The sequence below is a fragment of the Nocardioides sp. genome (assembly GCF_014360585.1).
Classification (GTDB): Bacteria; Actinomycetota; Actinomycetes; order Propionibacteriales; family Nocardioidaceae; genus Nocardioides.
Window position 1 is genome coordinate 34,060 of sequence record NZ_JACIXG010000001.1, and the last position, 25,165, is coordinate 59,224.

Annotated in this window: 23 protein-coding genes and 1 pseudogene; 17 read left to right on the forward strand and 7 right to left on the reverse strand. The window is 65.0% G+C overall.

Annotated features, from left to right (window positions below):
- The first annotated feature begins 264 nt into the window (after window positions 1-264).
- The 4 genes from H5T77_RS00175 (at window position 265) to H5T77_RS00190 (ending at window position 4,974) form a co-directional block, all read left to right on the forward strand.
- A complete protein-coding gene (locus tag H5T77_RS00175; RefSeq protein WP_292643990.1) occupies window positions 265-1,467 on the forward strand; it encodes an adenine-specific methyltransferase EcoRI family protein in 1,203 nt (400 codons plus the stop codon).
- Complete coding sequence (locus H5T77_RS00180; protein ID WP_292643761.1) at window positions 1,464-2,636, forward strand: HNH endonuclease family protein; 1,173 nt, start codon at window positions 1,464-1,466, stop codon at window positions 2,634-2,636. The genes H5T77_RS00175 and H5T77_RS00180 overlap by 4 nt, the downstream gene beginning before the upstream one ends.
- 6 nt (window positions 2,637-2,642) lie before the next feature.
- Window positions 2,643-3,866, forward strand: coding sequence for a hypothetical protein (locus H5T77_RS00185; RefSeq protein ID WP_292643762.1), 1,224 nt, complete (start codon window positions 2,643-2,645; stop codon window positions 3,864-3,866).
- Between the two features lie 541 nt (window positions 3,867-4,407).
- Window positions 4,408-4,974 (forward strand): hypothetical protein, encoded by a 567-nt coding sequence (locus H5T77_RS00190; RefSeq protein WP_292643763.1) that lies wholly within the window; start codon window positions 4,408-4,410, stop codon window positions 4,972-4,974.
- A 78-nt stretch (window positions 4,975-5,052) separates the two neighbouring features.
- Here H5T77_RS00190 and H5T77_RS00195 read toward each other — a convergent pair whose 3' ends face one another.
- The 7 genes from H5T77_RS00195 to H5T77_RS00225 form a co-directional block, all read right to left on the reverse strand.
- Entirely contained in the window at window positions 5,053-5,778 is a 726-nt protein-coding gene (locus H5T77_RS00195) for a hypothetical protein (protein WP_292643764.1), read from the reverse strand.
- A 668-nt stretch (window positions 5,779-6,446) separates the two neighbouring features.
- On the reverse strand, window positions 6,447-7,634 hold the full coding sequence (locus H5T77_RS00200) for an AlbA family DNA-binding domain-containing protein (RefSeq protein WP_292643992.1): 1,188 nt from the start codon (window positions 7,632-7,634) through the stop codon (window positions 6,447-6,449).
- Window positions 7,635-8,093: 459 nt separating this feature from the next.
- A complete protein-coding gene (locus H5T77_RS00205) occupies window positions 8,094-9,119 on the reverse strand; it encodes a YdcF family protein (RefSeq protein WP_292643765.1) in 1,026 nt (341 codons plus the stop codon).
- Window positions 9,119-10,894 (reverse strand): lipase family protein, encoded by a 1,776-nt coding sequence (locus H5T77_RS00210; protein ID WP_292643766.1) that lies wholly within the window; start codon window positions 10,892-10,894, stop codon window positions 9,119-9,121. Before H5T77_RS00210 ends, H5T77_RS00205 begins: the two co-directional genes overlap by 1 nt.
- A 413-nt stretch (window positions 10,895-11,307) precedes the next feature.
- Entirely contained in the window at window positions 11,308-12,162 is an 855-nt protein-coding gene (locus tag H5T77_RS00215) for a helix-turn-helix domain-containing protein (protein ID WP_292643768.1), read from the reverse strand.
- Window positions 12,143-12,661: a DUF6879 family protein gene (locus H5T77_RS00220; protein ID WP_292643770.1), complete on the reverse strand. Its 519-nt coding sequence runs from the start codon at window positions 12,659-12,661 to the stop codon at window positions 12,143-12,145. Before H5T77_RS00220 ends, H5T77_RS00215 begins: the two co-directional genes overlap by 20 nt.
- Window positions 12,642-12,914: a hypothetical protein gene (locus tag H5T77_RS00225; protein WP_292643772.1), complete on the reverse strand. Its 273-nt coding sequence runs from the start codon at window positions 12,912-12,914 to the stop codon at window positions 12,642-12,644. The genes H5T77_RS00220 and H5T77_RS00225 overlap by 20 nt, the downstream gene beginning before the upstream one ends.
- 190 nt (window positions 12,915-13,104) lie before the next feature.
- Here H5T77_RS00225 and H5T77_RS00230 point away from each other — a divergent pair, with 190 nt between their 5' ends.
- From H5T77_RS00230 to H5T77_RS00285, 13 genes and pseudogenes are all read left to right on the forward strand, one after another.
- Entirely contained in the window at window positions 13,105-13,770 is a 666-nt protein-coding gene (locus H5T77_RS00230; RefSeq protein ID WP_292643994.1) for a TetR/AcrR family transcriptional regulator, read from the forward strand.
- Between the two features lie 927 nt (window positions 13,771-14,697).
- The gene (locus H5T77_RS00235; RefSeq protein ID WP_292643774.1) at window positions 14,698-16,425 is read left to right on the forward strand and encodes a DNRLRE domain-containing protein; all 1,728 of its coding nucleotides are present in this window, start codon (window positions 14,698-14,700) and stop codon (window positions 16,423-16,425) included.
- A gap of 158 nt (window positions 16,426-16,583) precedes the next feature.
- Window positions 16,584-16,979: pseudogene (locus H5T77_RS25745) on the forward strand (golvesin C-terminal-like domain-containing protein); the annotation flags it as partial.
- An 817-nt stretch (window positions 16,980-17,796) separates the two neighbouring features.
- The gene (locus H5T77_RS00240) at window positions 17,797-19,347 is read left to right on the forward strand and encodes an RHS repeat-associated core domain-containing protein (protein WP_292643776.1); all 1,551 of its coding nucleotides are present in this window, start codon (window positions 17,797-17,799) and stop codon (window positions 19,345-19,347) included.
- 1 nt (window position 19,348) lies between these two features.
- The gene (locus H5T77_RS00245) at window positions 19,349-20,092 is read left to right on the forward strand and encodes a hypothetical protein (protein WP_292643778.1); all 744 of its coding nucleotides are present in this window, start codon (window positions 19,349-19,351) and stop codon (window positions 20,090-20,092) included.
- Window positions 20,093-20,280: 188 nt separating this feature from the next.
- Window positions 20,281-20,664 (forward strand): Imm1 family immunity protein, encoded by a 384-nt coding sequence (locus tag H5T77_RS00250; protein ID WP_292643780.1) that lies wholly within the window; start codon window positions 20,281-20,283, stop codon window positions 20,662-20,664.
- Between the two features lie 846 nt (window positions 20,665-21,510).
- Window positions 21,511-22,053 (forward strand): carboxymuconolactone decarboxylase family protein, encoded by a 543-nt coding sequence (locus H5T77_RS00255; RefSeq protein ID WP_292643781.1) that lies wholly within the window; start codon window positions 21,511-21,513, stop codon window positions 22,051-22,053.
- Window positions 22,054-22,121: 68 nt separating this feature from the next.
- Window positions 22,122-22,352: a putative antibiotic biosynthesis monooxygenase gene (locus tag H5T77_RS00260; RefSeq protein ID WP_292643783.1), complete on the forward strand. Its 231-nt coding sequence runs from the start codon at window positions 22,122-22,124 to the stop codon at window positions 22,350-22,352.
- Window positions 22,349-22,987, forward strand: a complete 639-nt coding sequence (locus H5T77_RS00265; RefSeq protein WP_292643785.1) for a pyridoxamine 5'-phosphate oxidase family protein — start codon at window positions 22,349-22,351, stop codon at window positions 22,985-22,987. The genes H5T77_RS00260 and H5T77_RS00265 overlap by 4 nt, the downstream gene beginning before the upstream one ends.
- Window positions 22,987-23,550 (forward strand): hypothetical protein, encoded by a 564-nt coding sequence (locus H5T77_RS00270; RefSeq protein ID WP_292643787.1) that lies wholly within the window; start codon window positions 22,987-22,989, stop codon window positions 23,548-23,550. Before H5T77_RS00265 ends, H5T77_RS00270 begins: the two co-directional genes overlap by 1 nt.
- On the forward strand, window positions 23,547-24,365 hold the full coding sequence (locus H5T77_RS00275) for a hypothetical protein (RefSeq protein ID WP_292643789.1): 819 nt from the start codon (window positions 23,547-23,549) through the stop codon (window positions 24,363-24,365). Before H5T77_RS00270 ends, H5T77_RS00275 begins: the two co-directional genes overlap by 4 nt.
- Before the next feature lie 28 nt (window positions 24,366-24,393).
- Window positions 24,394-24,639, forward strand: a complete 246-nt coding sequence (locus H5T77_RS00280; protein ID WP_292643790.1) for a hypothetical protein — start codon at window positions 24,394-24,396, stop codon at window positions 24,637-24,639.
- A 53-nt stretch (window positions 24,640-24,692) separates the two neighbouring features.
- Window positions 24,693-25,106, forward strand: coding sequence for a DUF5709 domain-containing protein (locus H5T77_RS00285; RefSeq protein ID WP_292643792.1), 414 nt, complete (start codon window positions 24,693-24,695; stop codon window positions 25,104-25,106).
- Window positions 25,107-25,165 lie beyond the last annotated feature (59 nt).

Consider the following 25,165-nt stretch of genomic DNA (forward strand, 5'->3'; position numbering starts at 1 on the left):
CATGGTCATGCTCCTGCGCGGCCATTTCGCCGTCCGTCTCCCCGATGGGGACCAGGAGATGAAGAGCGAGGGCGACTTCGTCGTGTTTGGCCCTAGAACGCCGCACTCGTGGCAGGCGTTCGATGACTCGGTTGTTCTAACGGTGCGATGGCCGTCGATCGTCTGACCCTGGTTCTAGCTCGCGTGGCATACCGCACGTTGGGGATGCGTCTGCCGTAGACCCACCACCGGTGGCGAACCGCGAACATCATCGCTGGCGTGTCGATGACAGCAATCCCGACGAAGAACGGCAGCCAGAACGCTGCGAAGGCCGCGAAAGCCGATGAGTTTTACACCCAATGGGCCGACATTGAGCGCGAGATGAACGCCTACCTTGAGTTCAACCGCGACGTGTTCCGCGACAAGGTCGTTCTCCTGCCTTGTGACGATCCAGAGTGGTCGAACTTCACCAAGTTCTTCGCGCTTCACTTCACGGATCTTGGACTTAGGACGCTCATATCGACTTCCTACGCTCCCGACAGCAACCCTGCCAAGGCCAACTACCATCCAACGCTCTTCGAGATCAACAGTCCTCATTTTGATCCGACGAAGACACACACAAACGGCAAGTTGCTCACCCTTCATCGCGAGGATATCAACGGTGACGGCGTTGTCGACATCGACGATCTGCGATGGAGGTATCTGGACGGTGACGGGGACTTCCGCAGCGCCGAGGTTTCTGCGCAACGCGACGAGGCAGACATCATCATTACCAACCCGCCCTTCAGCCTGTTTCGGAACTTCATGACCTGGCTAGTCGGCGGTAACAAACCCTTCTCGATCATCGGCAACAGCAATGCAGTCACGTATGTCGAGACCTTCCCGCTTATCAAGAACAACCAACTCTGGAAGGGTGCGACGGCGAACAGCACGGACATGGTTTTCGCTGTCCCTAAGGGTGCTCCGATCAAGGAGGCCGACCGCCTCAAGGCCGAACGGCTCGGCTACCCCTCCAGTGGAGATTATGACTTCACCCGCCTCGGTAACTCCTGTTGGTTCACCAACATTGACCATGGCCGGCGTCACAAACCGTTGCAGTTGATGACTATGGCCGAAAACATCAAGTTCTCAAGACACAAGGACGTCCGCGGTCTTGGCTACCGGAGGTACTGCAACTTTGCTGAAGCCATCGAGGTCCCGTACGTCGACGCCATTCCGAGCGACTTCAACGGGCTGATGGGAGTTCCCATCACGTACCTGGACAAGCACAACCCGGATCAGTTCGAGATTGTCGCGCACGCTGACGACATGGAGGCAATGCGCCAAATCGGCGTGGAGCCCCTCGGTGCGGACTTCGTCGGGAAGTACAAAGAACAGGGCGGCACCGGGTCCAACAGTCCTGGTCACCGCAAGCTTGGACTGACCGCGCCGCGATACTACGTTCCGTTCAAGCGCATTCTGATCCGTCGTCGGACCGGTGCCTCATGAAGGCCGAGCTTGAGACGTACTCAGTGCGCGAGGTCTGTGAAGGCTTCCTTTTCAACGAGCTCGAAGCCAAGGGCCTCTACGGTCTCAGCGGGCGGCTTGTCATTCAACCCGAGTACCAGCGCAACTACATCTATGGCGACGGCAAGAAGGACGTGGCGGTTGTCGAGTCGCTGCTGAGTGGTTACCCACTTGGGCTCATCTACTTTAATGTTGACGGTCTCAACGACAGGCTTGAGGTCCTGGACGGGCAGCAGCGCATCACAAGCGTCGGGCGCTTCGTTACCGGCAAATTCGCCATCAATCTGGGTGGCAGGGAGCATGTATTCTCGTCACTGAATCCAGAACTGAGGCAGCAGATCATGGATAGCGATCTGCTCGTCTACGAGTGTGAGGGGACAGAGGCCGAGATTAAGGAATGGTTTCAAAAGATCAACATCGCCGGCCTCCCTTTGAACAATCAGGAGTTGCTGAATGCGATCTACTCCGGACCATTCGTCACGGCCGCCAAAGCCGAGTTCTCGAACTCGAACAATGCCCAGCAACAGAAGTGGGCTGCTTACGTAAAGGGCGACCCGAAGCGTCAGCAGGTGCTCGAGGTCGCGCTGGAGTGGGTCGCGTCTGCGCAGAACAAGAGCATCGATGCGTATCTCGCACTGCACCGCAAGGACGCCGTCGTCGACGAGTTGAAGTCGTACTTTGGGTCTGTCATCGACTGGGTCGGCAGCGTGTTTATGCGTTCACCCGACCCTGAGATGCGAGGCCTCCAGTGGGGCCAACTCTACGAGACGTTCCACGCCGAGCCATATGACCCCGCGACCGTAGACGCCGATGTTGAAGTCCTGCGCAGTGACGTTGCCGTTAAGAACCGCAAGGGGATCTATCAGTACCTGCTCGGGGGAAAAACCGATCCCAAACTCTTGGACATCAGGCTGTTCGACAAGAAGACGAAGGACGCAGCGTACACGCGGCAGACAGCCAAGGCCAAGGCCCGTGGCCTCTCGAACTGCCCTCTGTGTGCGGTTGGCGAGAACGCCAACAAGGCACGCGTCTACAAGCAGAGTGAAATGGAGGCCGACCACGTTGCTGCATGGTCGAAGGGCGGGGTGTCGGACCTAGCTAACTGCGAGATGCTCTGTGTGCCCCACAACCGCTCTAAGGGAAACAGGTAGAGGGACGTGACGACTGGGAGCGAGCGATACCGGCAACACACAGTCTGGGAGACGCTGCGACTCAAACAGGATGCACTCGCTGCTGCGCGGTATGACGATGCCGCAACTGAGCAATGGCGCAAAGACATAGTCGAGTGGCTAGCAGAGGCGACCAAGACTAGGCTCGCGCGTCAACCCGCCCTCTATCTGACCGCTCTGGATGACCTGAGCAACGCTCTTAACTCGCTTCCCGTGGACGTAGGTCAGTTCAGGCAGTACGTAGCAAACCGCCAGAACCATCCGCAATCGATAGGCGCTCTTGAGACCGCCTTGAGGTCGCTGCCGCTGCCGCCACCGAAGGATCTGGGCAACGCCTACGTTGAACTGCTGGACCAGGAGGTCGAGGCTCGGACTGACAGACTTGATGAGCTTGAGACCAGGGTGGCGGAGACGGAGGCTGCTCTTGCCGCCCGGCTCGATGAGCTCAACCAAGTCAGTGCGGAGGTCGAGCGTCTCGATAGGGAGATCGAGGCGCAGCGCCGGTCGATCTCAGACGTCAGCTCGACCGGCGAGGACCGGATCACGCACGACTGGAACGAGCGCCTTGCTACATGGATCGAGCGCCGCAGGGAGCTCGATGAAAAGCACAATGCCGAGTCGCTGGAGCATGTCGCTACGCTCGCCGCGATCCGACAGGCAGCCGGGGCGTTGGCCGAGCACGCAGCAGGGGACCTAAGCGCTACCGATTGGTCAGGCCGTGCCACGCGCGAGCGCAGCGCCGCGAGATGGATCCGCTTCGGTGCAATCGCGGCCTTCGTCTTCGCAGGCGCTGTCGGCTGGTTCATCGTGAACGAGGCGATCCGCAACGACTTTGAGCTCACCATCGGGGATGGAATCCTGCGCGCATCTGTCGCCGCTGTGATCGCGGCGTTCGGCGCCCTGCTTCTTCGTGAATCCGCCCGACACTTCACCGAGGCCGATACGGCCGAGGACGTGTCTCTATCGCTCCAGGCACTTGCTCCGTTCTACGCCGGATCTGACCCAGCCGTTCGTGTCGCTGCACGGGAGCAGGTGGGAGACGCTGTGCTCGTCAAGAATGTCCTTTCGCGATTCGCGAACCGAGACGCCGCTAAGCACGCTGCTGGTATCAACGCGGCGGAGCTCCCGGCGCTTGTGCGAGACGCCACGAAGGCTCTGAGTCAAGGTTCGCGGAGCCCGGGGGCGGGTATGCCGGGGGCAGGAAGCCAATAGGTGCGGCGACCCTTGCCACACTGGCGTCATGTCGACTTCCGGAATGGCCAGTTGGGACTGTGCTCCGTGCTCGCCAGCACGCCGAGGCCGTCTTGAGAAGTGAGCATGGATGGGCATTCTCTGTGTTCCTGGGCGATGGAACGTCTGAATACGACGCCATGGTCGAAGAAGCCCTCGATCTATCCGATGACACACCAGTGGAGCACGCGCAGGCTGCCGTGATCGAAATTATCCGAAGGGGAACCGGGCTGACGGTCACGGCTACATGGAACCCCCGGCCACCACCTCGAGGAAGCCACCGGGTACAACCTCGCGACCTGGCAACGTGACGCTCACGGGCACTGGCTCGGCCGCGATGCCGCGCTGCTCCTGGTCGACGCCGGCGCGAACGCTGAGCGGGACAAGGCGATCGCCGCCGAGAGGCTCCGCGGGTTCCGAACCCCTGAGCCGCCAGGCATCGGCAGCCCGTCTCCGGCCTCGTAGCCAATGTGATTTCGTCGACTTCGACATGCGTAGCGGGCGACGCTGCCACGATTGCGCCGTGGAACTTACGCAGCAGTTCGTCACTCTTGGGGCAGTAGTCGTTGGTGCCGCGATGTCGTACCTCGCAGCTACTGCGACCGAGCGCCGTCGGCATCGCAATGAAGCGGCTGCCAGATGGGAGCAGCGCCGAGTCGACCTCTACGCCGACTACGCCGAGGTCGCCAAGCGGATCCTGCGCCAGACGGAGGACGTTGGGAAGCACGATCCAGCAAGCGACGATTTTGGTGCAGCCGCGTCAAAGCTCCGGACGCTCGAAGAGGACCGCTCCGCACTCTTCGAGCGGCTGATGCTCATCGGTGATCGCGCCACGATCGAGGCGGCGCACAAGCTCAACCACGTCATGTGGACGCTTCAGAGCGAGTTGCCCGGCGCAGTTCCGTACACGCCAGAATGGCACGAAACGCCGTGGGTGGTGCCGCTGAACGACTTGCACGCCTGTGCGCGTGCTGCCGTCCTGAATCCGAAGCGTGCCGACCTCTCAACCGACTTTCCGGTCGACGTGTCTAGCACTCTGGTCCAGTTCGACCCTGGCGAGGGTACGAGTCAGCCGCGGGCCGGCTCGTGAGAGGTCATGTGTCGTCAGTAGGTTCCCGGCTCTGGCTAGGGCCAAGTCGGCTGGGGGCCGCACGTACACCCGTTCAAGCTAGGTGTTGTCCTGCTCGTGGCGCCTCGCGCGGAGAGACCGGTCCACGCGATGCAGAATGATCCGGATAGGACCAATTCTGCGTGGAGGTTCTGTGTTGGCCATGTCTTCAAGTGATCTGACAAGACTTGCACGACTCTCGGACAGTGACGCGTAGGCGTCTTTGACGCCGTTCACCGAGTACACCTGCTCCGGAGCAACGACGTCCTGAAAGGATTCGGCGTAGCCGGGCAGCGAAATCTGAGCTCTCGCTTCCATCCTTACTGCGAGAGCGTGCTGAGTAATTCCGACAAGACGCAGGGAATGGCCCAAGTGCTTGAGAATGTAGATGCGCGTATCTTGCATGCGTGGTTCAGTTGAAGGTCGGAACATCACTCGATCGGCAAGCCAACGGAAACGCGTCAGAGACTCGCCGAATGCTTGGAGCGCTTCCTTTAGATCGCTGATCTGCTCGGGCGTGAGTCGGTCTGCTATCTGTTCGCGGCTCAGAGCCGTGCCATCCGGTGACTGCACGGCTTCGTAGGTGGCTTGGAGTGCATGCCGCAAGGTGGATGCGCTCTCGTCGAAGACCAACGCGTGACCAAGATCTAGGACGGCTTGTTCCCAGCGCTCGTCATGTCGGCGGCGGTTCTCGACCTGCGGGACGAGGAGGAGTTGGACCACAAGGGAGCCGGCGAGCGCGATGATGGCGCCGACCACCACGGGTAGCAATTGGTCTATGGACATCGACTAGTCGTTGGGGGCCTGGATCAAGGTCTTACCTCTCGAGCGATCACGAGCCTGCACGCTACTGGCAATCGCTCGCGTACGTGGGCAGACATCCCCGATCCAGGTAGCCGACCCGCGATGGCCACGTTCGGTGTTTGGATGGTGCCCGCGCGTGGGCGCCGTCCTCTTTGGCGGTGTGGCGCCCCCCCTCGCGCAATAGCGAGGGGCTCGTCAGGGCTGTCCAACAGTCGCAGAACCACGAGGTCACTCGCCGCAGCGTACGTGGCGCGACCTGGACGCCCCCGACATAACGCTCTCATTATGTTGCTCACTCAAAGGACGAAGGCCTCTGGAGTCGGAGACGTCTCCACGTAGTTCGAATCGACAGTTGGCCTTGGTCGATCGCAGCCGGTGCGTCGGTGGATCTTGAGGTCACCCTCGAGGAAGCCGGAGTCCTGTTGCCCATCTGGGCAAACGTCGGTGTGACGTTCTGGGACTCGCATGGGCGGCAGTGGACGCGGGGTCTGACTGGGGCATTAGCCGAGGGGCCCAATCTGAGTTGATGAAGGTCCAGAGCGACCTTGAAGTGCTTCCCTGTCAGAGGTCACCGGGCGCGTCGGGTCGAACCACATTTCGGCCTAGGCAGCGAGGAATGCGACCACGCGGCGAGCCGGTGTCTGCGGGCGCTACTCGACGTCAGGGCTGGAAATCAGTCTGGGGTACTGGACCCCGCCTTGGTTGACGGCGTCGAGTGCGATTTCGTACATCTGCCGCTGGAGGTCGTCGCCGGCAAAGTCTGAGCGGATGCTTGTGCGCAGCGGCGTGTATCTCGCGAGCGGGATGGAGTTGTCGGTGAACCTGAAGTTGCTCTGGTCAACGGTTGTGATGAGGAGAGAATCGGAGCCGGCCCACTCGATCCCGAGTCGGAGGTCGTACTCAGCCGGTGCGCCGAGGTGGTCACCCATGGCGTGGATCAGCGACAGCAGGTCCAGCACGCAGCACTCGATCGTCTTCGAGTAGACCTCACTCCCGGGCACGGGGTTGCCGTTGGAGAAGTTGGGGTAGCCGCCCACGGCCATGGCAATGGTGACCGCGCCGGTGTCGAGGATGGACACCCAGGCTTCGCACCACTGTGAGCGCTCGGATGTCTTCGCGTTGCGTAGAACCCACCGGCGCATGCCCCGGCGTGGGTTGAGGTAGTCGACTGACTTGAACGGGTGGACCCAGTTGTCGTCGACACTTCGGGCCGTGGCCATGGCGGCGTCGACCACCGACTTGATGGCTGCCTGGTCGGGCCGCATGCCAGCACGCGGTACGCGCGGTGCAGCTACTGCGAAAAGCCATGCTCTGTCGCTGGGTGAACGGCCGTCAGCTGCTTCGCCATAGAGGTCGTCGATCGTCTGCGCCGCACGGTCCCGCGCCTCGAATCGAGCGCGGTACATCTGCTCGAGCTGTCGCTCACGCATCCAGACCGTATCGGCATGGTTCCGGATCGGCGCCCCGAAGTAGTCGTTGCGGTAGATCAGGTGTGGGCCATCGAGACTGGCCGGCACGACCACGACCAGGGCGCGCTCGCCGTCCCCGCCGACCTCGCTGAGCTCGAGCCCAAACACTGGCGGGTGGATGTGGCTGACCGCGACGCTGCGCAGCGTTCTCTCGTAGGACTCACTGACCTCACCGACATCGACACGCCCAGTCGCCCTCCGGCTGTCTTCGGCCATTCCGAAGACGAGGACTCCACCGCCGCTGTTCGCAAACGCTGCGATGTCCTTCGCCAGGTCCGACTGCGCGAGTGTCTTCTGCTCGGGTAGAGCTCGCTTGAAATCGAGGTTGTCGTCCTCCTCGACGGCCCGGGCGACAACCTCGTTGAGCATCTCCGAGGTGATCGGGCCCGGCTGGGCTCCGACTGCCTGGTGCAGGGGCGTGAAGGTCACAGGAGAACACTAACGACGAACACGGCCTATAGTCGCCGGCTGCGCGGAGCGCGGGTCAGTCTCCGAAGTCGCAGCCGACAGGACTGTCGAAGCATTCGACCGGATCTAGCGCGTATCCCGCCTTTCTCCCGCTTTGGCGGTACGACATTGGTTGACAATGGGTGCCGCTTTCGACGTTCGGGCAGGTGAGAGCGGCCGTTCGTCCGTCCACGTGCGTCAAGCGCTGTCGGCGGCCTTCCGAAACGGAGGGTTGTTGGTTCGAGTCCAACTTGGGGAGCCAAACTACTCCGCCTGACCTGGTCAAACAGGACAGGCGGAGTTCTTCGTTTTACCCGGTCCAGTGGCTTGGTCATCCCTTGTCACCCTTGAGGTCGACGCGGGCGGACGCGCCGTCGAGGGTCACCGTGTGGCCAAGGACAGCCACGTCAACACAGTCATGACGACGACGGCCGCCGCGGCAAGGCCGATAAGAGCCCGGTGCTCCACCATCACGGCGACGAACTCACGAAGGTATGCGCTGGGCCAGTAATACCAGGCTGTCCGTGCGCCGATCGCTTGAGCGTCGATGCCGAGTCGGCGAGCCAGCATCGCCGCTCGGGGAGCGTGGTAGTTGTTGGTCACGATGAGGTATGGCGTCGGTTGGCCGTGCCGCTCCAGCAGTTGGGCGCTGTAGAGCAGGTTCTCCCGTGTGGTGCGCGCACGATCCTCGACCAGGATGTCGTCGGCCGCGACTCCGCGTTGGCGTAGCCAGTCACGCATGGCCTGGCCCTCGGGACGTGGCTCGTCCGGTCCTTGGCCGCCACTGGGAACGATCACCGGCATGCCATCGGGCCCCTCGCGTTGCGTGGCGGCGTCGACGGCGTACTCGAGTCGGGCTGCGAGCAGAGGAGAGACCCCTCCTCTCACCAATCCGCTACCCAGCACGATGACGGCATGGGCGCTGGCGCGTCGCGCGATCTGGGCGTAGAGAGCTGTGTGGGCGACGAAGGCGAGGAAGCAGGCGCCGGCGCAGACCTGGGCGGTGAGCAGGGCCACGGCCACGCTGCTGGTCACCGGGTTCTCGTGGCGAAGCAGCGCGACGAGAACGATGGGAAGGAGCAGCATGGCCAGCCCGGTCAGCAGGGCCAGCGTGTTGGCGAGCGACCGTCTCTCCCGGCGCATCATCAGAATCCCGTCGGCGACCAGCAGCAGCGGTAGCGCCAGGAGGCCGAGAGCGATGACGAGACCGACCACGAGGGTGACGATGCCCATCGCTGTCGCCAACATCGTCGACGTGGAGGCGACGTAGACGAGGAGGCCCAGTAGGTAGTGGACGAACACGAGGAGCAGGAACCCGTTGCGCAGAGAGCGGGGGTCCCGCTTCAGTGACCAGAGCAGCAGCCCTCCCCAGACGAGGACACCCGAGCAAGCGGCGAGCACCCCCATCAGCCCACCGGCGCCGAGCAGCTGGGGGCAGCGGGCACACCGGCGAACCGGTCGAGGGTCCACAGCTCGAGGTCTCTCGACAACGGTGCTTCGGGCTCCAGCACGCTCATGTGCGTGCCTGCCTCGTACGTCGTGAACGACAGGTTCGCGCCGCTTGCGCAGGTCCGGAGGACCCAGGCCCGGGTCAGGCGTATGGGGATCACTTCGTCGGCGGTCCCCTGGGCCACGAACAGGGGAGCCGACCACGGCCCCGTCGGCACGTTCTCGGAGAGTCGGTCGGCCAGCGGTCCTCGGCCGGGCGGTTCGCGCAGGATGGGTTGGTCGCGAGCGATCGCGAGGCCGGCGAGGATGGTGAACAGGGTGCCTGCTTGGCTGGTGCACCGGGAGGCGGCCTCGCGGACGATGGTCCGTGCCGAGGGCGCGACCAACGTATCGAGACCGACGTCGTAGGTCCTCGCGTAGGCGTCGGCCACGAATGCGATGCCCAGGCTGGCCCCGGGAACCCCCGGGTCCTCGGTGACCACTTCGGCAAGGCCGAGAGGGTCGGCCGCCGGCGAGAGCGCGGCAGTTCCCACGACCCCCGCGTCGGGGGCGTACGACGAGGCGAGCTGGCCCGCCCACAAGGCTGCGTGGCCGCCCTGGGAATGCCCCCAGACGACGGTCTGCTCGGCCAGCTGGACTCCGGGTACCTCGCGCGCAGCCCGCACGGAGTCGAGGACGGAGTACGCCTCACCGGGGCCGATCAAGTAGGGGAAATCACCATCCGCGCCCATCCCGCTGTAGTCGGTCGCCACCATCGCCCACCCGTGCTCGGCGAAGGCACTCATCGCCGGCATCCCCTCGGTGCTGATCGCGTCCCGGCCGAGGCTGGGGGCGCACGCTCGGGCGACGCCGACGGTGCCGTGGGCCCACGCGACCAGAGGGGTCGGCTCACGAGCGGAAGTGCCGGACGGCTCGTCGGGCACGGCCAGCACCCCGCTCGCCATCGCCGGCGAGCCGTCGGTCGCGGTCGTGGTGTACAGAATCCGATACGCCTTCAAGCCCGCGGGCAGGTCACCGTCGTACGGCTCGCTCCGCACCAGCCGACCGGCCTCCGCCGGGACCCGGTCCGGGACGTCGTAGAAGTCGTCCACGACCGGTACGCCGCTACGGAACTGGTCACTGAGCACGAGGCCGGCGACGGCGACCGCCGCGATCAGAACAGCGCTGGTCAAGCGCACACCCGGGAGCCACCGCCGAGCCTGGCGCCGTGCCGGAGCGTCCCCTCGGGCTCCGTGCCACACCAGGGCGACCCCGAAAGCCGCTGTGCGGACGCCGAACAACACGGCGATGACCAAGAGGGTCACGTCTGGCCACCACAGGGCCATCACGCCCCAAGCGATCTCCGAGACGCCGAACAGAGCGCGAAGCACCCCCGCACTGGTCCGGGTCCACAGGAGCGACAGCACCGAACCTGCCCCCGACACGATCAGGAGCACCGCGACGGACGGGCCCAGCAGCTCGATGCTTCGGCCGATCCAGACCACGATCGCCAGACCCGCGACCGCCCAGGCGACCCCTCGCACCAGAACGATCCGGTCGCGATTGCCTTGCCGCCAACCGACCACATCGCCTAGCCCGGACAGCACGCAGCTGGCGCCGACGTAGTAGCCGAGGACCTCCAGCGCGCTGAGCGGTCGGGTCAGGAGATTGACACCCAGAACCGTGACGATCAGCCCGACGAGCACGAGAACGTACGCCGGGGCATCGGCCAGCAGGCCCGGAAGGGCCCGCACACGCCGCCACCTCATCGGACGGCAACTCGCAATGCCCCGCGACGACGGATGCTGCAGCGATCTCGAGAGATGTGGTGCACACCCCCAGTCTTGTCTCTGCGTCGACGACCCGCCATCACCGCGCGTGCTGTCACCGAGAAATTTGGGTCCGTCGGCCCTGGAATCGAGCAAGACAGGACGCGCTGTGCCGGGAGCAACATGGGCCTTGACGAAGCCCCCCAAGCAGACAGCAGAGGGTTGTTGGTTCGAGTCCAACTCGGGAGCCAGATAGCTCCGCCTGACCTGGTCAAACAGGACAGGCGGAGTTCGCTGTTTACAGGGGGTGCTGTCGATGGCGTACCAGCGCCGCACTTTGAGCGGAGCGCGGCAGAAGGGGCGCCTTCATCGCTGAGTGTCCTGAACCAGGACTCGAGTCATGTTCGCGATGGGATTGCTGCGCGGATGAGGTCGCGTGCGTCGGAGCCGTGCGTGGCACTGTTCATGAGGACGTTGAACATGCGTGTGTAGAGATGGATCTCTTGAGGCTGGGTGACCTCGATGCTGGCGGTGGGGGTCTCGAGAGCGACGAGGGTGTCGTCGAAAATCCAGAAGCCTGCTGAGGCAACGGCTTGGCGTTCGGTCATGAGAGGGATGACGCCGAGGGATACGTTGGGCTGGGTACTGGTCTCGATGAGGTGCTCGAGCTGGTCGGCTTGAGTCTCGGCGGTACCGAACCAGGTGCGTAGTGCTTGTTCCTCGATCAGCACTGAGAAGCGTTTGCGAGGGTCGTTGAGGACCTTCTGCCGTTGGATGCGGATGGCGACGGCATCGTCGACGTCGTTGGGGGTGTCGAGGAAGCCGATCCAGAACTCCAACATCGCGGCTGCGTAGCTCGGGGTCTGGAAGAGTCCAGGGATGACGTTGTGCTCGTAGATGCGGAACACCGTGGTCTGGTCATAGCGGCTGAGCGTGTGTGCTCCCAGGACCCGTTTCATGCCAGCGCGGCTTTGGCGTCGGTACTCGAGGTAGGCCGTCTCCACTGCGCGGAGCGTCGCGATCAGATCGGCCGTCTGGTCCTCGGCGCCACAGGCGGAGCACCAGTCGCGGATGTCTTGGTCGGTGGGGGACTGGACGCCGTTCTCGATCTTGCTGATCCGGGTGTAGTGCTGGGTGGTCAGCTCGGCAAGCGCTCGGGCGGTGAGGCCCGCGTCCTTGCGGATGTCGCGTAGCCGTTGGCCGAGTGCTTGCCGAGCTTGTTTGGCTGCTGAGCTAGACAGGTTGGTAGTCACGGTGAGGGATGGCGTACTTCCAGACGTCCTCGAATGCTGTGCGGCACAGCTGGATGTCGTGCTGGTCGGTGGAGATGACCTTCTCGACGCCGAGTCCGTTTCCGGCGTAGCTGAGGAAGACCACCAGCTGGTTGTCGAACAGGTAGAAGTCGTTGCCCGGGATCGCGACCGACGAGACGGCGCGGCGGGGAACCCAGCGGATGTCCTCGCCGGCGTCGACCATCGGCTGGGCGATGCTGTAGGACCAGCGCTGATAGTCGCTCAATGGCTCAGACACGATCCGGGCGCGACGTACGGTCTTGCCGGCGTTGGTGTGTCCCTTGAGGGTGGTGCACCAGTCGTTGAGCCAGGAGAGGTCGTCGTGCTCGCCGGCGGCCCACTTCGCCATGTAGGGCAGCTCTATCGCGGTGCCGTAGGCGTCGCGGGTCTCCAAGTGGACGGAACTGTCGACGAAGTTGCGAAGCAGGTCGTCGAACTCGTCATCGGTTATCGAAGCCACTGTCTCCCTGTCCAAAGAACTGAAGCATTCTGTCGGGGATCTCGACGCAGGTCTCGCCCTCGGGGATGGTCATCTGGGTGAGTGCGTCGGCGTCGTCGACGACCCAGCCCTGGACAACCCATGATCCCGTCTCCGTGCGGTAGATCGTCGGCGACCCGGTCGGGTTCGATTCCGGATCCTTGCCGATGAACGTTAGCTGCATGGTCTTCCCGCCTGTCTGGTTGGTTGTGATCTGTTGCTCGATCTCCTTCATCCTCGGGGTGCGTTTCAGGGTGCGTCAATACATTCGCGCACGCAACATTTCGCAACATTCTTTCGGCGTGAGCCCACCCAGACCTAGCGTCACGGGCATGATCAACGCGACCGAGAGCGCAGAGAATTCGACCATTCGACGGGGCGAGCTGATCTCCCGTCGAGCAGGTCGGCCACGAGTCTTGCCCCAGATGGTCGGCGGGCAGCGGTCGTGGATAGCGCCGCGGGAGGAGATCCTCGACGTCGCCGCTGGTCTGTTCGTGGAGCGGGGCTTCGCTGCGACCTCGACCCGGGACATCGCAGAGGCGGTCGGGATCAGGCAGGCCTCGATCTACTATCACTTTCCATCGGGCAAGGAGGAGATCCTTGGCGACCTGCTCCAGCGCTCGATCCGGCCCACGCTGGACCGGATCGAGAAGATCGAGTTCTTGGGTGCCGAGACCGGTGCCGCACCCGGGGTGCTGTTGTATGTGCTGGTCGTGCTCGACGTACGCACCCTTGCCAGAGCACCACGCAACGCCGGTGTGCTCGCCCGGCTCCCGGAGGTGCAACGTAAAGAGGTCTTCGGGCCGTTCGGTGCGGCACGTGACGAGCTCAAGGCCGCATACGCACGACTGGGAACACAGGTAGCTGCAACTCATCCGAACGCGGCGATGACTCCGGACAGCAACCTGCTAGGCACGTTGCTGCTCCAGTTGGTCGAGGTCGTGATCGGCATGCGCTCTGACGGGCACCGGATCAACCAGACCATCGAGGCGACTGTCGCCGCGTCATGCCTGCGGGTCTGTCTGGCCGACCAAGCACGCATCGATGACGTCGCCACACGTGCGGTCGATCTGATCGGCGCCCTCGAATAGCCACTTGTCCCGCGAACCTGGCACTGACGCACTACGCCTGTTGGTCGACGGCGGGCTGCAGGTCGGGCGTGGCGCAAGACGGCTCTTGAGCCATCTGTACTGCCTGGCTCTGGACTCCAGCCTGCCATGTAGCGGTTTCGGTGGGTCGCCGGAACTGTACTCTCCGGCCAGATCAATCTGCGCCCACCGCAACGTGGATTCCCTGCTTCCCTGCCGTGCTGGGCTCGATTGGTTGCCACGGGGACGAGTCCGCCTGGTGGAACAAATGCAAGGCTGGCGCGCCGTGAATCTCCGTTTTTCGTGAATGTTTTCCGGGTTGCTCCTGTGCGGCCGTGCCCGAGGGGATATCTCTTTGGGGTTGGCTTCACGGCATCGGGTCGTGTCGCTTCGCCCCCGGAGGCTGCTGTGAAGCATTACTGGGCTCGTCGGTTCGTGCCGATGGTCGTCATCGCTGTTGGTGTTTCGATGGGATCGGTCGTGTCGACCGACGTCGGTCTGGCTGACAGTGCGTCAGCGGCCCCGGCCCAGTCTTCGAAGACCCTGGCGGCGCCACGTCCGGCGGTGGCTGCGAAGTCGTCGCGTACGGCGGCGTCGCTGCGGGCGGCTGGGCAGGCTGATCGTCGCAAGGCTGGCAAGCGGGGGTCTGGGCAGCCGTATCGGGTCCGTGAGCTGACGGGTAAGCGTAGTGAGTCTTCGGCGTCGTATCTGATGTCGGATGGCACCACGCAGATGGTGTTGTCGACGTCGCCGCTGCATTACCGGACGAGCTCGAAGGACAAGTGGCACCCGATCGAGCCCGCCGTCGAGCCCGGGACTGGCGCGACAGCCTTTGAGAACGATGCCAACGTCTTCTCGACCCGGTTCGGCGAGTCCCGCCATGACCTGGCCTCGCTGAGCGGCGATGGATGGGCAGTTGGCCTTGGCGCTGTGGGTGAGGACAAGAAGCTCGCGCCGAAGGCGAAGGGCTCTCGGGTCACGGTCGCTGACGTCTTCGGTGATGCTGACCTGGACTACTCGGTGGGCGCGGGGGTGTTGAAGGAGGACATCGTTCTCCCCAACGCGACCGCGGCCCCCGCGGACGGGTTCACCTTCACCTTGGACACCAAGGGTTTGGTCGCCAAGCCACTCGCGGAAGGCGTCAAGAAGACCGGGGAAGCCACGGGTGGGGCGATCGGGCTGTTCACGAGCGAGAAGGCGAAGCGGCCGCGGCTGGTGTTGCCGGCGCCGTACATGACGGATGGATCCGATGAACGATCAGATGCGGTCTCGCAGGTCCTGGGGCAGACCGCTGATGGCACCACGACGGTGACGATCACCCCGGACGCCGATTGGCTGCAGACGAAGGGCCGTCGCTTCCCGGTCCGGGTCGACCCCACGATCGTGTACGCCCCGGACGCGACTGACGGGAAGGACGCCGCGATCTATTCGGGCGACACTCTTGCGCGGCCGGCGGACCCGACGATTCCGGTCGGGGTGGCCAACGGTGGTCTGTGGCGGGGGTTGTTCCAGTTCGATACTACGGCGATCCCGGCGGGTTCGACGGTGTACGGGGCTCAGTTGCGGTTGTACATGTCGGCGCCGCACACCAACCAGGGGTCTCCGGTCAAGATGAATGCCTACCCGATCGCGAAGGAGTGGGACGAGGCGACCGCGACCTGGGCGAACATGGGGACCGACGGTCATGACGAGACGCCTCCACGGGTCTCGGAGCCGTTGCATTACAACTGGTTCACCGTCGATGACGGTGATGCTGGGGCGACGTCGTTCACGGGGCCGTGGAAGGAGATCCATGATGTTTCGTCTTGGGGTCAGAGCTACTCCTCGCCGACCTCGGGGACCACTCCGGACACCTTCGACTGGAACGCACGGCTGCCGTGGGCGGGCTCGTTCGATGTCGACGCACGGGTGCCCCCTCGGACTGGGCAGGGGAGCCCGACCTATGAGGTGACCGGTGATCAGCCTCCGACGGTGTCGACGACGGTGAACCAGACCCAGGGGGGCTTGTACAAGTCGTTGTCGAAGGCGCAGCACTTCTCCCCGGGCGCGACCGCACGGGTCCGGTTGATCCGCCAGAGCGGTACGGGTGCGCCGGCGACGACGCCGATGGCCGATGCGATCCGGTGGATGGAGTATGCGACCGCGACCAAGGGCGCGACTCAGTATGACGCCTGGCAGACCTACGGGCTGGGGTCGATGGTGCAGAAGTGGATCGACTCACCGGCCACGAACTACGGCGTCTTGGTCAAGGCCGAGAACGAGGACCGAGCCACCGCACCCTTGGGCGGCCCGAACTACCACTCCTCAGATGCCCCGTTCGCCAACGGCACCGAGAGCGACACCCGCCCGCAGCTGGTCATCGTGCTGGGGAAACCCGGTCCGACCCAGGACGTCCCCACCACGGTGCACGCCGATGGCCCGGAGCTGTCATGGTCCCAGGCGGTGGAGACCACCTACGCCCAGGGCGATGATGTGGCCGAGTACCAGATCTTCCGCGGCTGCGTGTCCCTGCCGCAGGCCGCGTGCACGACGCCGGTGGGGGAGGACTTCACCACCGAGTACGCCCGCAACGGCGCGTTGAAGCTGGTCGGCACGGTGCCCGCGGACACCACTACCCCTCAGGTGAGATCAAGACCTCGGTCGACCCGTTCCAGCTGACCACCACCTACGCCTACAACGAGCTCGGGAAGCAGACCGAACGCGCGTTCAAAGCCGCCGGCAACCCTGGCGATGACGAGACCACCCGCACCCAGACCAACACCTACTACCCCGACGGATCCCTCAAGTCCCGCTCCGAGGGCGGCGCAGCCCAGCTGATCGGCAACTACGACAACGCCCACGGCTGGATCACCTCCTCCACCGGCACCTGGGCCACCGTCACAGGCGGCACCAACACCTACGGGGCCAACTACCGCACCCACGCCGCCGCCGCACCCGGATCAGCCGGCGCCAGCGACACCTTCACCTGGAAGGTCACCCCCGACAACACCGACACCTACAACGTCCGGATCTCCTGCCCGGTCCGCACCGACACCTCCACCGCAGCCACCTACACCATCAACCACGCAGGCGGCACCAGCACCGCCACCGCCAACCAGCGCACCTGCACCGCCGGACAGAAATGGGTCTCCCTCGGGACCTACCAGTTCACCGGCGCCACCACGAAGAACATCGTCCTCAAACCCTCCGCCGACGGCGTCGTCATCGCCGACGACATCCAGCTCCTCCCCACCGCGCCGGCGCCGACGAAGGACTACACCTACGCCTACGACCGCAACGGACTCACCACCCGGGTCGAAGACCGCACCCCCGCCGCGAAGACCGACGCCTACGAGACCAGCTACGACGGCCTCGGCCGCGCCGCGACCGCCCGCGAACTCATCGGCACCACCGAGCGCCGCTCCACCACCTACACCTACGACCTGAACTCCAACATCACCAGCACCCACGCCCAACGACCCGCCGACCCCAACCAGACCACCGGCAACCTCGACGCGTCGCGCTACACCGCCTACACCTACGACGTCCGCGACATGGTCGCCACCGTCCGCACCGGCACCACCCCCACCACCGCGAACTCGACCTACACCTACGAATACGACTCCCGCGGCCTGACCACCTCCCTGACCAAACCCAACGGCAACAAGGTCGGCTACTCCTTCTACGAAGACCGACTCCTCCGCACCACCGACGAACGCAGGAACGCCGACGGCGGCAAACAACTCGTCGCCGCCCACACCCTCGACTACGACGCCGACGGCCAAAAGACCTACGACCTGGCCAAACTCGACCAACCGGGCCCCACCGGAACCATCGACCAACGCTCCACCTTCGGATACACCCCCACAGGCCAGGTCGCCTCGGTCACCAAGGCCGGCGCCGACAACGGCGAGAACGAGACCTACAAGTACGACGCCGCCGGCAACGTCATCGACCAAACCATCGGCACCACGACCACGACCTTCACCTACGACCGCAACCGGCTCACGACCACCAAGGTCGGCACCGCAGCCACGGTGACCAGCCGCTATGACGTCTACGGCCGAATGGCCTCGGTCGACCAGTCCAACACCGTGCTCGAGCGGTACGCCTACGACGGGTTCGACCGCACCACCCGCGAACAGCGCTACAACACCGCGGGCGCCGCTCACCAAGACCCAGACTTTCGACCCCTTCGACCGCACCACGACCCAGACCACCGCGATCACCGGGAAGCCCACCAAGTCGCTGCGGTTCACCTACCTCGGCACCAGTGACCAGGTCGCGGTCGATGAGGAGAAGAACACCCTCGGGGCATGGGACGTTGCGAAGACCTACGCCTACGGTCCCGACGGCTCCAAACTGCAGCTGACCGACACCCCTGTCAACGGGACTTCAAACAAGACCCAGTACTACGGCACCAACCCCCACGGTGACGTCGAGACCCTCACCGGCACGGACGGGACCACCGCCTCGACCTACCGGTACACCGCCTACGGGCTGCCGGACAAGAAGGGCACCACCGGCGAAGACGCCTACTCAACAGCATCCTCCGAGACCGACCGGCTGGCCGCAGACACCGAGGTAGTCAACCCCTACAGATTCTCAGGGAAACGGATCCACGGTGGCTTTGGAACCTACGACATCGGGTTCCGTGACTACAACCCAGGCATCAACCGCTACCTCACCCGCGACCACTACAACGGCGCCCTCGACGACCTCGCCCTCGGCACCGACCCTTGGGGCGCCAACCGGTACGCCTACGCGGGCGGCAACCCCGTCGGGATGATCGACCTTGATGGCCACCGGCCAATCGACGCCAACGGCAACGAACGCCCCGACCTCGACTCCCGCGTCAACCAGCCGTCCGCCAGCGGGGCCGACGACGACGGCGGGAGCGGCGGCACAAAGTACGGATGCGACAACCAGCCGACCGCTCCAGGATGCATGAACTATGGCGACCCCGTAGAACTCTCTGGGGACAACGGAGACGTCGTCGGTGGCGCAGCGAACGCAGCGATCGAGGTCACAGAATTGACCCCGTTTGCAGGGCTGTACAACGTGCTAGGCATCACCGACTACGCCCGAAACACCGTCAACGACACGCTGGACGTCGACACCACCAGCGACAAGTACTTTGCTGGCGAAGTCCTGTTCGCCATGATCACACTCTTCGCCGGCGGCGGCGCCGGAGGAACCAAGGCCATAGCCACCGGTACGTCAAAACTCACAAGAACCGGAGCCGCCACAAGCACAGGGCCGTCGGCACAGGAGATCATCCAGGGGACGGCGCGTGTTCAGGCTGGACGTGGCGAGGAGGCGCTGAAGGGGTCGCTCTCTGCGGCTGAGAGGGCTGCGATGGAGGCCGAACCCTCGTTGACGGCTCGGATGCTCGGCCAGGCGGTTCACCGGAACACGGCGGAGGCACTGGAGCAGGCGTATCCAGGGCGCTTCATCTACCGTACGCGCGGGCCGGATTTCGTTGACACCACCACCGGTGAGATGCTCGAATTGACGACGCCCGGACAGGTCGGCTCGCATCTCGCGCGACCCGGCTACGCTGACGTCACGATCTGTACCTACGTTCTCCCGACCTGCTGACATGGACTTTCGCGCACGCCGAACTGGCTACACGCAGATTTCTGACGACGACCGCATGGTGCTCTCGCGTCAGCAGCTCGTGGGAGCCGATTTCTCAGGCCGACACCTGACGCAGTTCTCTGCTGAAGGGTCGAGGTTCGAGCAATGCCGTTTCGACAGGACGGTCATCGAGTCGGGGTCATTTGGCGCTGGTCGCAGCGTCTCGGAGTACGTCGGCTGCAGCTTCGACGGAGCAAGAATTCGAATGGGGCCGGGCGGCTATGCCCGGTTCATCGACTGCTCATTCGACAAGGCGAACATCGAGCACTGGGTCTGCTTCGCTGTCGAGTTGGTCGGCTGCACGTTCTCTGGCCGGCTGGACAAGGTGGTCTTCAACGGCACTCCTCGCCCCGAGGACGTCGATGTCACCGGCAGCCCAGTCAACCGATTTGAGGGCAATGACTTCGCGCGGGCCAAACTGGTCGATGTTGGGTTCAGGACCGGGATCGACCTGGCGAAGCAACGGCTCCCAACCGGTGATGAATACACCTTGCTAGAGGACGCCAAGACCGCTGTCCGCCGGGCCAGGATTGCGTTGAACGCTTGGGAGGACCCTGAGTCCAAGAAGCGTGCACGCGGCGTGCTGGCGGTCATGGAGCAGGACGCTTCCGCCGGCCAGAGCCAGTTGCTTATCCGGGTCGACGATTACCCGCGCCCGGCGCGCCCGGCAGTCCAGGCACTGCTCGACGCGGCCCAGGCGGGGTAGACCTCAACTGGTGTGGCCAAGTCGGCGGTCTTGGTGGCGCAGGAGTACGCCTTCGATGGGTGCGTGGCTGTATTGAATAGACTCGAGCATGATCACCTGCACCCAGCAGGCGACCGGGCGCCGTTGGTGATTCGCCCCGGGATTCGTTCCTATCGGCTGGGTTCCCTCAGCAGCCTCATCCTGTTCCCATGAGTGACGTTGTACTTGCCTGGGATGAGGGCGACGAGGAGAGCGAAAGCGTAGGGCCGTCAAGTGAAGAGGTCTCTGCGTGCGTACAAGCGTTGGACGGCGCGTCCCGGACGTTGGTGACCATCTATCGTGGCGAGGCTCATCTGGCGGTGGGTGGTGGAGCAAGCAGCGGCATGGTGGTCTACTGCACGTCTGACAACGAGGTGTTTTGGCAACTGGTCGGTGACCCTGGCGCACAAGGCGTTGTAGTCGTGACGGCAGGTGGCCAGGAGGGTGTGTACGAAGCTCGGTTTCGGGTGCGGGTCGCAGCGGCGACCGAGGCTGCGGTTGAGTTTTTGGCGACGGGGAACCGCAGTGAGCGCGTGACCTGGGAGCAGTCCTGATCCCTGTCAGATGAGGGCGTCAGGGCCTGATCATGACGCCGTCATCTGTGCGCGTGGCTCTGTGTGGGAGTTCGGGCTCGGGATGACCCGGATCCTCTGTCTCATCCATGATGACATGATAAGAGTCATTATCCTGTCATCGTGAGCGGGTTCGAGAAGGTCCCAGAGCCGATGGTGTAGGCGTTCGGGCCAGACTCCTGCTCGGTCGGGGCCGAAACATGCGAGTCGCGTACGGCCGAGCCTTGACTGACTCAGCCGGCGCAGCGAGTTCTGAGGGCGCTGCCCTGCGGCAAGCCGCGACCCGGCTGGTTTACCGCCACCATATTGAGCCCGCGAACTGCAATCGAGACGTCGAGCATCGCCCGCCGGGTCTCAGCATTGCCCGGCTCCTACAGGCAAGCGCTCGCCGACGGCTTCCTCGGCTCGAGCATGTGAAGCAAGGGTCGACCGTGTTCAGGTCGGGCCAAGCAGTCCGAGCAGACAACGAAGGGTTGTTGGTTCGAGTCCGATCCGGGGAGCCAGATCACGCCGCGTGACCGGGTTGAACAGGTCAGGCAGAGCGTTGTGCCTCCGCCCGGCCAGCCTCAGACGCGCCGAGACGTCTCCTCACGCCGTGACGGAGGAGCGAGCGCCTCGCGTCCTTCGTGACGATCTCGACCTTCGCGCTGCGGTTCGGCCGTGCGTTCCCGTGTCCGCACCGATCTGCGGCCGCCGACCCGTGCTCAGCACGGGGTCGGCAGAAGTTTCTTGCGGAATCGGGAATGCTCGGCCATGTCTAACGATTAGAGTGTGCGTAACCATTAGCCATGGCCTGAACATCTGGCCCCACCGAAAGGTAAGAACACGATGAACCGACTGCCCCTGATCGACGCGACCTCCGCACAGCCCGCCGCCAAGGACCTGCTGGCCGGCGTACAGGCCGCTCTGGGTGTCACGCCCAACATGGCCAAGGCCCTGGCCAACAGCCCCTCCGCGCTCAAGGGCTGGGTCCAGCTCAACTCAGCCGTTGGCGAGGGCGTCCTGCCCGCATCGGTTCGTGAGCGGATCGCGATCCTGGTCGCCCAGGAGAACGGCTGCGACTACTGCCTCTCGGCCCACACCTACCTGGCGACGAACGTCGCGGGTGTGTCGGCGGACGAGGCCGGCGACGCGAGGGCGGGCAAGTCGGCTGAGCCGACGGCGGCAGCCGCGCTGACGCTTGCCGCCGCGATCGTGAAGGACCGCGGAGACGTCGACGACTCGGAGCTCGCGGCCGCCCGTGCCGCCGGGCTGACGGACGAGGAGATCGCAGAGGTGGTGGCCAACGTGGCCCTCAACTTCTTCACCAACATCTTCAACCGTCTCGCGCACACCGAGATCGACTTCCCGGCCGTACGCCACGCCGAGTAGTAGTCCCTCAGCGCGCGGCCGTGGCCACTGGCCGCGGCCGCGCGCGTCCCCCGGAAGAAAGGAACGCCATGAAGACTTCGATGACCACGCCGGTTCCGCGTATGCAGCAGGCGCTGATGATCTGGCTGGGTGTGTTCCCGACGCTGGCCCTGCTCGACCTCGTGCTGGGCGGCGTGCTCGAGCCGCTCCCGTCTCTGGTGAAGACCCTGGTGCTGACCGGCATCACCGTCCCGATCGTCGTGTACCTGGTCCTGCCGCGGATCCAGCGGGCCCGGGCTGCCCTGGTGCGCCAGTCATGACCGGGCACTATGCGCAGGTGGCGTTCACGCCCCTCGTGACCAGTCATCAGGCCGCCCACGGGAGCGCCGAGGCCTATGCGCGGATGGCTGCCTTCGGGGACGGCCCCGATCGTCTCGGCGCCGACGAGGCGGACTTCATCCACTCCCGCGACAGCTTCTTCATCTCGTCGGTCAGCGAGACCGGCTGGCCCTATATCCAGCACCGCGGTGGTCCGCCCGGATTCCTCCGTGTGCTCGACGAACGGACCCTGGGGTTCGCGGACTTCCGCGGGAACCGGCAGTACATCACTCGGGGCAACCTGGACCACGACGAGCGGGTCTCGCTCTTCCTCATCGACTACCGGCTCCGGGCCCGGATGAAGATCTTCGGGCGAGCGCGTGTCGTCGAGCCCGAGGACGATGCCGCGCTGGTCGCCTCGCTCGCCCCACCGGACTACCCGGCCAAGGTGGAACGGGCGATGCTGATCGAGGTCGAGGCGCTGGACTGGAACTGTCGCCAGCACATCCCGGAGCTGGTTCCGCTGGACGTGGTGAGACGGACGATGGAGGAGCTCGCCGGAAAGATCACGCAGCTCGAGGCGGAGCTCGCCGAGGCCCGGACGAGCGGGGCAGCCAGCGTCCGGACGGCACCATGATGAGGACGACCGAAAGCGGGACGTCGTTCCTGAAGGATGCCGCGAAGAGTCCTGATGGTGCCGCTCCGCCCCCGCGCTGGGCGATCAGGGCGGCGCACGTCGCCTCGCTGACCACGCTGCCGTCGGGTCTGTGGCGAGTCGCTCTGGCGATCGGTCTACCGGTCGGCTACAGCGAGGCCTCGGCGCGAGAGCTCTTCGACGCTCCAGGGGCCGGATCGGCGTACCTGATCGGGCTGACCGTGCTGCTCGAGCTGCTCTCCCTGCTTTCGCTCGGTCTCGTACGTCCGTGGGGCGAGGTGGTGCCTCGGTGGGTGCCGCTGCTGGGTGGTCGGGGGATCCCGCCCCGCGCGGTCGTCATTTCGGCGGCCGCGGGCGCAGTTGCCCTCACCGCGTTGTGGGTCCCCTTCGCGGTGCTGTGGTGGTGGAGCGACGGCGACGGACACCTGACCGGGACGGCACACACGCTGGTGGGACTGACCTACCTGCCATTGGCACTGTGGGGGCCCCTTCTGGGCGCACTCGCCTTCTCATATCACCGCCGCCACAAGAAAGGTCGACCATGACCACAACCAGCTCTCCAACTCTGACGATGACCGGGCCGCGCGGCTTGGCCGCCTGGTCCGCGGCGGCGACAGGGGTGGCAGGACTCGTGCTGCTGGTGAGCGGCCAGTCCGCGTACGTCGATCGCATCGCGCCGATCTGGACTCCCGTGCTCGGCGCTGTGCTCGCCTTCGTCTGCGCGGCCACGGTCAGGCATCGACGCGCGGCCGCGGTGGCGGCCACGGTGTTCCTCCTGCCGTCTGCGATCGCGGGCATCTTCCATGTGATGCGAGCGCTGGGAGCGATCCCGCTTCCGGTCGACTGGTTGGCCCTCGTGGTCTCCATCGGTGCGGTGGTGACGCTCTGGGCGACGTGGCGGCTGTCCCATCCGCTGCAGGGCGACGACGGACTCCCGCTCGATACGCCGCGGTGGGTCGCGCTGGTCGGCGTTCTCGCCGCTCTGGCCTATCCGGCCATCAAGACGTCCTGGGTAGTGGGCTCCAGCTGGTTGGCGCCCCGAGGCGTCGGGCACGAGGTGGACGCGGCGTACGTCGTCCCGGTCGCCCTCGCGCTGCTGGGCTCTGCCGCGATGGTCGTCGCCCTGCGGTGGTGGGACCGCCCTTCGCCCCGCTGGGCGCACCATGCCGCTGCGGCCGGCGGCCTGGCACTCATCGGGCTCGGGGTGAGTGGGGTCAACGCCACCTTCACCAACTCGCCTCCGGAGGGGCCGGCGCTGGGCGTCCTCGTCTATGGGGGCTGGGGTCTGTGGGGCCTGGCCACGCTGGCGGTGGCTGCCCGACTCTCGCCACGACGGGCGACGGTCACAGAATCTGCATGACCGAGGCCGGGCCGGGTACCGCGAGCACATGACTGAGACGAACCAGGACGATGCCCGCGTACAGGCGCTTCGAGGTGTGATCGAGCGAGTCAACGCATGGCAGGAGACCGCGCCCGACGGAACGATCCGGGAGGAGCTCGACAAGGCGCTCCAGGAGGCCGGGGTGACCCTCACCGAGGAGCAGCAGGAGCGCGTGACGGAGCAGATCTCGCGTCAGGAGGAGGTGGACGTCGATCTGCTCGCCGCTCACAGCGGCGAAGGCGGTCCTGCCTGAAGTCACGCTGGTTTCGGAGCATCGCCGGGCCGGTCGGGGGTACCGGTCGGACCATGAGTGGAGACCAGCTTCAGCCAGAGGACACCCTCGACGACCGCGGCGTGGACGACGTCCTGGACGAGGGCTACTCCCCGCCCGAGCGGCCCCGGGGCGTCACCGCGAAAGGTGTCACGCCGCGAGAGGAGATCGAGGGCGAGACCATCGATGAGCGCCTCGCTCAGGAGGAGCCTGAGGTCTGGGAGGACGCGGAGGCGGAAGCCGATGCCGACATCCTGGACGGCCCGGTGTCCGGAGAGGTGGGGGAGGCCCGTTCCGGTCGGCTCACCAGCCCCGACATGGGTATGGGCGAGGACGACGAGAGTCAGCTCATCGGCCACGACGAGGGGATCGACGGGGCCGGGGCGTCGGCTGAAGAGGCGGCCGTGCACGTCGTCGTGGATGAAGTCGTCGTTGAAGACGTCGACTGAGCATGCGCTTTCCGGGGTACCGGTGCAGGGCTGGATCCCTTTCAACCGCAGAGGAGAGC

Coding starts and splice junctions, on each gene's coding strand:
- H5T77_RS00280 (WP_292643790.1), top strand. CDS start 24,394: ATGACTGAGACGAACCAGGACGATGCCCGCGTACAGGCGCTTCGAGGT.
- H5T77_RS00250 (WP_292643780.1), top strand. CDS start 20,281: ATGAGTGACGTTGTACTTGCCTGGGATGAGGGCGACGAGGAGAGCGAA.
- H5T77_RS00285 (WP_292643792.1), top strand. CDS start 24,693: ATGAGTGGAGACCAGCTTCAGCCAGAGGACACCCTCGACGACCGCGGC.
- H5T77_RS00175 (WP_292643990.1), top strand. CDS start 265: ATGACAGCAATCCCGACGAAGAACGGCAGCCAGAACGCTGCGAAGGCC.
- H5T77_RS00180 (WP_292643761.1), top strand. CDS start 1,464: ATGAAGGCCGAGCTTGAGACGTACTCAGTGCGCGAGGTCTGTGAAGGC.
- H5T77_RS00205 (WP_292643765.1), bottom strand. CDS start 9,119: ATGGGGGTGCTCGCCGCTTGCTCGGGTGTCCTCGTCTGGGGAGGGCTG.
- H5T77_RS00240 (WP_292643776.1), top strand. CDS start 17,797: ATGACGTCTACGGCCGAATGGCCTCGGTCGACCAGTCCAACACCGTGC.
- H5T77_RS00200 (WP_292643992.1), bottom strand. CDS start 7,634: ATGCTCAACGAGGTTGTCGCCCGGGCCGTCGAGGAGGACGACAACCTC.
- H5T77_RS00245 (WP_292643778.1), top strand. CDS start 19,349: ATGGACTTTCGCGCACGCCGAACTGGCTACACGCAGATTTCTGACGAC.
- H5T77_RS00275 (WP_292643789.1), top strand. CDS start 23,547: ATGACCACAACCAGCTCTCCAACTCTGACGATGACCGGGCCGCGCGGC.
- H5T77_RS00225 (WP_292643772.1), bottom strand. CDS start 12,914: ATGAAGGAGATCGAGCAACAGATCACAACCAACCAGACAGGCGGGAAG.
- H5T77_RS00270 (WP_292643787.1), top strand. CDS start 22,987: ATGAGGACGACCGAAAGCGGGACGTCGTTCCTGAAGGATGCCGCGAAG.
- H5T77_RS00265 (WP_292643785.1), top strand. CDS start 22,349: ATGACCGGGCACTATGCGCAGGTGGCGTTCACGCCCCTCGTGACCAGT.
- H5T77_RS00255 (WP_292643781.1), top strand. CDS start 21,511: ATGAACCGACTGCCCCTGATCGACGCGACCTCCGCACAGCCCGCCGCC.
- H5T77_RS00230 (WP_292643994.1), top strand. CDS start 13,105: ATGGTCGGCGGGCAGCGGTCGTGGATAGCGCCGCGGGAGGAGATCCTC.
- H5T77_RS00195 (WP_292643764.1), bottom strand. CDS start 5,778: ATGTCCATAGACCAATTGCTACCCGTGGTGGTCGGCGCCATCATCGCG.
- H5T77_RS00260 (WP_292643783.1), top strand. CDS start 22,122: ATGAAGACTTCGATGACCACGCCGGTTCCGCGTATGCAGCAGGCGCTG.